Below are 220 nucleotides of genomic sequence, written 5' to 3'. Positions count from 1 at the left end.
GACTGGGGTGAAGTCGTAACAAGGTAGCCCTAGGGGAACCTGGGGCTGGATCACCTCCTTACCTATACGACTAACTCAATACCTAAAGTGCAGAGATGCATGTGAGTGTTCACACAGATTACTTGATAGAAGAAAGAGAAATTACGTTGGGTCTGTAGCTCAGCTGGTTAGAGCGCACCCCTGATAAGGGTGAGGTCGGTGGTTCAAGTCCACTCTGACC

1 rRNA gene is annotated in these 220 nt (G+C 49.5%); it reads left to right on the top strand.

Annotated features, from left to right (window positions below):
* A 16S ribosomal RNA gene (locus H5202_RS24910) occupies window positions 1–61 on the top strand; the annotation flags it as partial.
* Window positions 62–220: the final 159 nt, after the last annotated feature.

Origin of the sequence: Shewanella sp. SG41-4 (genome assembly GCF_014164505.1) — a bacterium.
Classification (GTDB): Bacteria; Pseudomonadota; Gammaproteobacteria; order Enterobacterales; family Shewanellaceae; genus Shewanella.
The sequence above is the reverse complement of the archived record's forward strand: the minus strand, read 5'-3'. Positions and strand labels throughout refer to the sequence as shown.